Source organism: Streptomyces globisporus, from assembly GCF_003501885.1.
Lineage (GTDB): Bacteria > Actinomycetota > Actinomycetes > Streptomycetales > Streptomycetaceae > Streptomyces > Streptomyces globisporus_D.
The window spans coordinates 1-7299 of the sequence record NZ_QWFA01000255.1 but is presented as its reverse complement, the minus strand read 5'-3'; the positions used below and the strand labels follow the sequence as shown (position 1 = coordinate 7299).

At 73.0% G+C, this 7299-nt stretch carries 7 protein-coding genes and 1 riboswitch; of the genes, 2 read left to right on the top strand and 5 right to left on the bottom strand.

The window, feature by feature from the left end; all coding sequences use genetic code 11:
• Positions 1-156: 156 nt before the first annotated feature.
• Positions 157-912 (bottom strand): CbtA family protein, encoded by a 756-nt coding sequence (locus D3105_RS30915; protein ID WP_118906209.1) that lies wholly within the window; start codon positions 910-912, stop codon positions 157-159.
• Between the two features lie 96 nt (positions 913-1008).
• Complete coding sequence (locus D3105_RS30910; RefSeq protein ID WP_118906208.1) at positions 1009-1224, bottom strand: CbtB domain-containing protein; 216 nt, start codon at positions 1222-1224, stop codon at positions 1009-1011.
• A 45-nt stretch (positions 1225-1269) separates the two neighbouring features.
• Positions 1270-1363: riboswitch (adenosylcobalamin (AdoCbl) riboswitch) on the bottom strand.
• Positions 1364-1489: 126 nt separating this feature from the next.
• Here D3105_RS30910 and D3105_RS30905 point away from each other — a divergent pair.
• Positions 1490-2080 carry a histidine phosphatase family protein gene (locus D3105_RS30905; RefSeq protein WP_118906207.1) on the top strand — a complete coding sequence of 197 codons (591 nt, stop codon included), beginning with the start codon at positions 1490-1492 and terminating at the stop codon, positions 2078-2080.
• Positions 2081-2151: 71 nt separating this feature from the next.
• Here the strand turns inward: D3105_RS30905 and D3105_RS30900 are convergent, their stop codons facing one another.
• The 3 genes from D3105_RS30900 to D3105_RS30890 form a co-directional block, all read right to left on the bottom strand.
• Positions 2152-2871 (bottom strand): 4'-phosphopantetheinyl transferase family protein, encoded by a 720-nt coding sequence (locus D3105_RS30900; protein WP_118906206.1) that lies wholly within the window; start codon positions 2869-2871, stop codon positions 2152-2154.
• Positions 2868-3848 carry a metallophosphoesterase family protein gene (locus D3105_RS30895; protein ID WP_118906205.1) on the bottom strand — a complete coding sequence of 327 codons (981 nt, stop codon included), beginning with the start codon at positions 3846-3848 and terminating at the stop codon, positions 2868-2870. The genes D3105_RS30900 and D3105_RS30895 overlap by 4 nt, the downstream gene beginning before the upstream one ends.
• A gap of 161 nt (positions 3849-4009) precedes the next feature.
• On the bottom strand, positions 4010-6226 hold the full coding sequence (locus D3105_RS30890) for a hypothetical protein (protein WP_118906204.1): 2217 nt from the start codon (positions 6224-6226) through the stop codon (positions 4010-4012).
• 69 nt (positions 6227-6295) lie between these two features.
• On the opposite strand from D3105_RS30890, the gene D3105_RS30885 reads away from it, so the two are divergent.
• Positions 6296-7183: a glycosyltransferase family 2 protein gene (locus tag D3105_RS30885; RefSeq protein WP_118906203.1), complete on the top strand. Its 888-nt coding sequence runs from the start codon at positions 6296-6298 to the stop codon at positions 7181-7183.
• The last annotated feature ends 116 nt before the right edge of the window (positions 7184-7299 follow it).

Genomic DNA, 7299 nt, shown 5'->3' with positions numbered 1-7299 from the left:
GGCCCCCGGCCCCCGGCTCAACGCCTACCCGGCCCGGGCAGCGGCCCGTTCGAGGTCCCCGGTCAGGATTCCGGGCCCGCCCGCACATGGCAGAACCCGCCGGATGCTCCCCGGCGGGTTCTGCCATGCAGGTCGGTAGGCGCGCGTCGGTACGGCTCAGCTCACCGCACTCGCGGTGCGCGGCGCCCCCGCACGGGCGGCGGGTCTCAGAAGGCGCTCGGTGAGATAGCCGAAGACGATGCCGAAGGTGCTCCAGAGCGTCGCCTGGACCGCCAGCGTCGAGAGCCTGAACTCCCACAGCAGCGTCGCCGGGAAGTCCTTGCCCACCTCGTCGAAGGAGGGCAGGAAGGCGTAGGCGAGACCGATCAGCAGGACGAAGCCCGCGAGGGCCGCGATGCTCGCGTTCCAGTTGCCCAGGCGGGGTGCGAGCCGCTTGCCGATGATGACGGCGGCGACGGCCAGCAGCACGCTGAGGGCGACCATCAGGAAGAACAGGGTGGTGCGCTTGCCGATGGTGTCCGGGTTGCCGACGGCGGGCGGGTTCGCCGGGTACTTGAGGAACGGTACGACGTAGACCGTGAGCAGGGCGGCACCCGCGATCAGCGCCGCCGTGGCCCGGGGGCCGAAGTCGCCGATGCGGCCCAGGGCGTAGCAGAACACGAGGGCGGCGATCCCGCCCACCGCGACGCCGAAGACCAGGACGCCGGTGGCGAGACCGCCGGTGGCCTGCATGGTGCGGCTGACCAACTCCTCGCCGCCGCCGTGGTCATGGCTGTGGGCCTCTTCGAGGGCGATGGCCGCGTCCACCTGGGACTCGCCGAGGAAGTAGGCGACGACGAGCGCGAGCGCGCCCGCGATCAGGCCCGCGAGCATGCCGCGCACGAGCAGGGCTCTGACAGATATGGGGTTCACGATGGTTTCCTGGTTTCTCTTGCTTGCCGCTGCCGGCCGCGTCGCTGAATCCCCGCCGGACGGTGTTCCCGGCGGGGCCCTGGTTCCTCGGGTGTCTCAGTGGCAGGGGAAGCCGAGCAGGTGGCGGCCGTCGTGAACCCACTCGTGGACGCCTTCGCCCGAGACGAGTGCGGTGGCGCCCTGTTCGGCGCCGACGAAGTACAGCAGGACGAGCATGAGAATGCCGAAGAAGACCGCCCACGGGGCAAGGGCCTTCGCCGAGATCGGGGTGATCTCGGATGTCCCCGTCGCGGAAACGGCGGACTGTGCCATGGCAGAACCTCCTGTGGGAACACGCGTCCCTGTCGTGGTGCCTCGGACGAAGGTGCCGGGTCTGACTTCCCGCCCGAAGGCGGGTTCACAGTGGCGCGACCGTGCCGGATTCTCACCGGACTTCCGTCCCACCCTCGTCATGGTCGACGTGACCATACCGCCTGTACGCAGGCACCGCCATGGTCAAATGTGCAGCGTCACGGAGGGCGGATTCCTTGGGGCGACAGGGCTGTGAGGCCCCTGGTGCGGGATGGAGGGCAGGGACATGACAGTACGGGTGATGTTGATCTCACCGGCGATGAACGCGGCACTGCGGGAGGCGCGCCTCGACGGCGACTCCCCCCTGGACCGGTCCGGCCGGAAGCGTGCGCGGGCCGCCGCCGGTGCGGTGCCGGGGACCGGGCTCGTGCTCAGCGGCCCCTCCGGCCGGTGCCGCGAAACCGCCGAGGCCCTCGGCCTTACGGCCCGGACCGAACCGGCCCTGGGCGGCTGGGACCTGGCGGCCTGGGCCGGCCGCCGCCTCGACGAGGTGGCCGCCGCCGAACCCGCGGAGGTGGCGGCCTGGCTCGGCGACCCGTCGGCGGCTCCGCACGGCGGCGAGTCGCTGTGCGACCTGCTGACAAGGACCGGTGCGTGGCTGGACTCCCTCGGCGGACCGGACGCACCCGGCGCGAGCTGCCTGGCGGTGGCCGAGGCCGCCGTCGTCCGGGCGGCGGTCGTCCACGGCCTGCGCCTGCCGGCGGAGGCGTTCTGGCGGCTGGACGTCGCGCCGCTGACGCTGACCGAGCTCAGCGGGCGCTCCGGCCGGTGGAACGTGGCGCTCGGACGCCCGCTCATCGCTCCCCCGGCCGGTTGACCGCCGCGGCCCGGCGCTCACCGGCCGCGCAGCCACCGCAGCCCACCGCGCTCCTCACGGCCGATGGGCCGTCATATCCCTTCGCTTTCCCGCCAGTCGGGCCGGACCAGCACCGCCGTGGCGACGATGTCGTCCTCCACCCGCCACCGCCCGTGCAGCGTCGTCGGCAGGGCCGGATCGGTGAGCAGCAGTCGGGCGGCGAAAGTGCCCTCGGCTGCGGCGGAGCCATCACACCCGTCACTGCCTCCCGCCGCATCCGTGCGATGGAACGTCAGATCCGCCTGAACGAAGTCGAGTTCGACCCCGGTGACCGGATACCAGGTCTTGAAGACGCTCTCCTTGGCGCTGAACAGGATGCGGTCCCAGTGGATTTCGCCCGCGCCCTCCGGCACGGGCGGACCGATCCGCCGTCGCTCGGCGGGCAGGGACACCAACTCCCGTACGCCGGTGGGGAGCGGGGCGTGCGGCTCGGCGTCGATGCCCAGCGACAGCACGTCCGTCGCCCGGGCCAGCGCGGCCGCCCGGTAGCCGGCGCAGTGGGTGAGCGTGCCGACGATTCCTTCGGGCCACAGAGGTCTCCCCCGGTGACCGTGGAGTACGGCGACGGGAGGCAGGCCGAGTCCGGCCATGGCGCGCCGGGCGCAGGCGCGGGCCGTCGCGAAATCGTTCCTGCGTTTGGCCACGCTCTTGGCGATCAGCGCCTCCTCCTCCGGGAAGAGGGCTCCGTCCGGGACGGTCTCCGCGCGGGTGGCCGCCGAGGAGACGTCGGCGGGCAGCAACAGCTCGATCACGTGGTGCCTCCGGGGGTGCGCGGCTGTGCGGACGGTCCGGCCCCGGCCCGTTCCGGTGGGGCGGGCTCACCCTCGTACGGGAGGATCTGCCGCAGCAGGCCGCGCGGGTGCCCCCGCTTACGCCACTCCCTGGGGTAGCCGATGGAGACCTCCTCGAAGCGCACCCCGTCGTACCAGGTCGTACGGGGGATGTGGAGGTGGCCGTAGACGACGGCGGTGACGTTGAAGCGGCGGTGCCAGTCGGCGGTCAGTTCGGTGCCGCACCACTGCGCGAACTCCGGGTACCACATCACCGACGTGGGTTCGCGGACGAGCGGCCAGTGTCCGGCGAGGACGAGGGGTATCTGCGGGTCGTGCTCCGCGAGCCGGCGGCCGGTCTCGGCGACCCGGGCGCGGCACCAGTCCTCCCGGGCCGGATAGGGGTCGGGGTGCAGGAGGTACTCGTCGTTGCAGACGATGCCGCTCTCGTGCGCGACGGCGAGCGACTCCTCCTTCGTGTGCGTTCCGGGGGCGCGGAAGGTGTAGTCGTACAGGAGGAAGAGCGGCGCGATCGCCACCGGCCCCTCGGGGCCCGGCCAGATCGGGAAGGGGTCCTCCGGAGTGGTCACTCCGAGCTCCCGGCACAGTTCGACGAGGTGGTCGTAGCGGGCCTGGCCGCGCAGTTGAACCGGGTCCTTGGGCACGGTCCACAGCTCGTGGTTGCCGGGGGTCCAGATCACCTGGGCGAAGCGTTCGGCGAGGAGCCCGAGCGCCCACCGGATCTCCTCGGGGCGCTCCGCGACGTCGCCCGCGACGATCAGCCAGTCCTCCTCGGACGTCGGGTGCAGGGACTCGACGATCGGCCGGTTGTCGGTCACCGCCGCGTGCAGGTCGCTCACGGCCAGCAGACGGCCCCGGCCCCGCGGTCGGGATCCGTCGCCGGGGGGCGGTACGGCGGCGGGGGCACCGTGCGGTGCCGGGTCGCTCGGAGGAGTCATGGGCGCTGAGTTCCTGATCTGTCGGCAGTCGTCCGGCTCCGTCCGCACGGTGTGGGGAGCCCCTGAGGTCGTAGCCTCTCACGCTCCCCTCCCGGCTCTCCCGGGGTTTCGGGCGCGGCCGCGTCGACTGCCGGGCGTGCTCTCGTACAGGCGCCGCTCCGTCAGTCGTCCTGGGTGCGGCGGGAGTTCAGTTCGTTCACCGCTCCGAGCGCGTCGCCGATCGTCGTGTAGTCGACGGCGATGAAGGTGACCGGGCTGCCGCGCTCCGCCTCGCAGGCCCGGGTCCGCTCCAGGACCCAGTCGCGGGCGTTGACACGACCGGCGTCCAGGCGGCTGCCGCCGGCGTTCGTGATGAAGTGGTTGAGCAGGAAGAGCTGCTTTCCGGTGCCGCCGCGGTAGGGGGCGCAGGCCATCTCGGAGGGGCTACGGAAGGCGAACGGGGTCTCCATGCCGTACCGGTAGAAGTTGCGGTACCAGGGGGCCGGGCCGTCGGCCTTCTCGGCGAACACCACCAGCCTGCGGCCCCTGTCGATCATCTCCCCCAGGGTGGGCCACGGAGCGTCCGGGTCCGCGTCGGGGGTGTGCAGGAGGTCGTCCAGGCCGGCCGCACGGAACGCCTTCTCGGTGTCCTCGGGACTGATGTCGTCCTGGACGATGAGCGTCACGATCTCGGTGGGGTGGGCGCGCAGCCAGTCGCCGATGCCCTCCAGGGCCGGGACCAGTTCGATGGCCCCGGCGCGGCAGACGCCGTGGCAGAGCCACAGGCCCTCGCGCGGCGGGTTGGCCCTGTCGATGGCACCGGTGATCAGGCGCCGCTGCTCGGGGGTGAACTCGGGGGAGTCGAGCCGTGCGGCGATGTCCTGGGGGCTCTCCCAGCGGTACGTGTCGAGCTGGAGGGCCCGGACCCCCGTGTTGAGCTGGGTGGTGATGTCGGGGTCCTGCAGCGGGCCGATGAACCGGTCGGCGGTGGTGGACATGGCGTTGTGCGAGGTGAGGTAGGCGGCTTCGTCGTAGCGCAGGTCGCACAGGCGGCTGCTGCCCAGGCACTGGCGGGGTGCGGACGGGCCGAACACGGGTGGCACGACCAGGACGCCGGCCAGTGCGGCACAAGCCACGCCCGCCGCCGTCGTCCGCACAGCCGTCGGCGTCGGCGTCGGCATCCGGTCGGGGCGCACCAGCAGCGCCCAGCCGGCGCCCGTGAGGAGTACGCCGCCGACGAGGGCCGCGAGCGCGGCACCGAGACCGGCGGTCACCGCCTGGTTCACGGCGTTGCGCTGGAGGTCGTCGACGAGCGAGGTGACGCTGGGGGCCCACGAGGACGGTGTGGCGAACAGGCGGCCGCCGGTGATCAGTCGGGCGAGGACCACGGCCGCGCCGGTCAGGACGCCCGCGCAGGCGAGCGCCTGACCGAGCCGCATCAGCCGGCGGGCCGGGGTGACGGGGCCGGTGAACCAGAGGGTCACGAGGGCGGCGAACGCGAGGGTGAGGGCGAGGACCTGGAGCAGCGTCAGGAGCCTGATGGAGTCGCGGGCCTCTTCCAGGGCGCCGAGGTCCGCCCCGGCGGCGGTCAGGGTGCCGGTGAGGTCCCACGTACCGTCCTGGAGGACGGTACGGAGGTCCGCGGCCGCGCTGCGGGAGCCGTCGGAGAGAGCGGCGGCCGTGGCGGCGAGCGCGGTCGATACGTCTCCTTCACCCAGCGCCACCTCGATCTCGGGGCGCAGGGCTGTCCGCTGCTGCTCCGGTACAGCCGTGAGGAGGGCGTCGGCGGCGCGGTCGGCCTGGTCCTCGGTGAGCGGCAGCCTGGGCAGCTCGGGGGCCCGGCCCTCCTTGAGGTCGTCGAGCCCCGAGGCCAGGTCTGCGGTGAACCGTTCGAAGTCCGGCTGGTCCTTGCCCTGGACATTGGCCACCAGGTCGCCGAAGTAGACGCGTGCGAGATCGGCGAGGTTCTCCAGCACCGGGGTCAGGTCGACGGTCAGCCGCAGCTCGTCGCGGTCGCCGCGCAGATATCCGGTCACGGCCTCGATCTGCTGGTCGGTGAGCTCCCGGACCGTGGCGGGCGGCAGCACGACCTTGATGTTCGACGTCACCAGCGCCTCGGGCACGGGCAGATGGGCGAGGAGATCGCGGGTGACGGGCGAGATCTCCGGGTCGACGAGCACCTCGCCGTAGAGGCGGTCGTAGGCCGACTCCTCGTCCAGCACCGCCTGGTAGAAGCCGGGTGAGGCGACCGTGGAGCGGACGGTCGCGGTCAGCGCGACCGTGCTCACGCACAGGACGGCCACCAGGAAGGCGAGCACCGGCACGAGGCGGCCGAACCGGCGCGGGGGCGTGGGGCCCCGCACGGGTCCGAGCGGGTTCGCGATCGGTTCGGCGCTCACCCACCCAGCCTATGCGGAATATCAGCTTTTATGCATGAATGATGAGACTCAGGAGCTGAGGAGCCCGCTGTGCACCCCGTCCACCTGGCCGTGCTGATGACGAGTCACAACCGCCGCGCGCGGACGCTGTCAGCCCTGCGCGCCCTGGAGGAGCAGCGCGGGCTCCCCGCCGGGACGACGCTGGGGGTGCATCTCGTGGACACCGGCAGCACCGACGGTACGCCGGAGGCGGTCCGGCTGCGTCATCCGGCGGTGGAGGTCATGTCGGTGGGCGCGGACGTCCCCCGCAACCAGGCGCTGCGTATCGCGAGCCGGAACAGCCGCAGCGGCGGCGGGGGCGGCGGCCCGCTCGACGGCACCCCGGGCGGCCCGAGCCACGCATGGACGCATCAGCTTTGGCTCGACGACGGCGTGGAGCTGTTCCGGGGCACGCTCGCGACGCTGTTGCGCACATCGGAAGCGGCCGGGTCCGACGCGGTCGTCGTCGGCGCGGTGCGCAACGCGTACGGGGACACGGTGTACTCCGGACGGCGGGGCCGGTCCCTGACGCTCGTCGAACCCGGCGCGCACCGGCCCGAGCCCTGCGACACGTACGACGGACGGGTGGTCCTGCTGCCCCGTGCCGTGTACGACGTCGTCGGCGATCCCGACAAGGTCTTCCGTCACCGGATGGGCGACTACGACCACGGCCGGCGCGCGCGGCGGGCCGGGGTGGCCGCGTTGGTCGCCCCGGGCCATGCCGGTGAGTGCGTCGACGGACCGGCGGCTCCCGGGAGCCGCGAGCCGGGGATCGGCGTCCGGGAGGCGCTGCGCCGAGTGACGTCCGTGCGGGAGCTGCCGCCGCACCAGTGGTGGGTGTACTGCGTGCGGCACACCTGGCCGTGGGCGCCGTATCTGATGGTCTCCCCGTACGCGCGCACCGCGGCCCGCGCCACGCTCGGGCGGCTGCGCGGGTGATCGGGGGCCGGGCGGTGTCAGCCCCGTTCGGCCGCGGCCGTGGCGGCTTCGGCGGCGGGGCGGCCGGAGGGCAGGGGCTGACACGGTGGGGTGCCCGGCGGCGGTCCTGGCTGCGC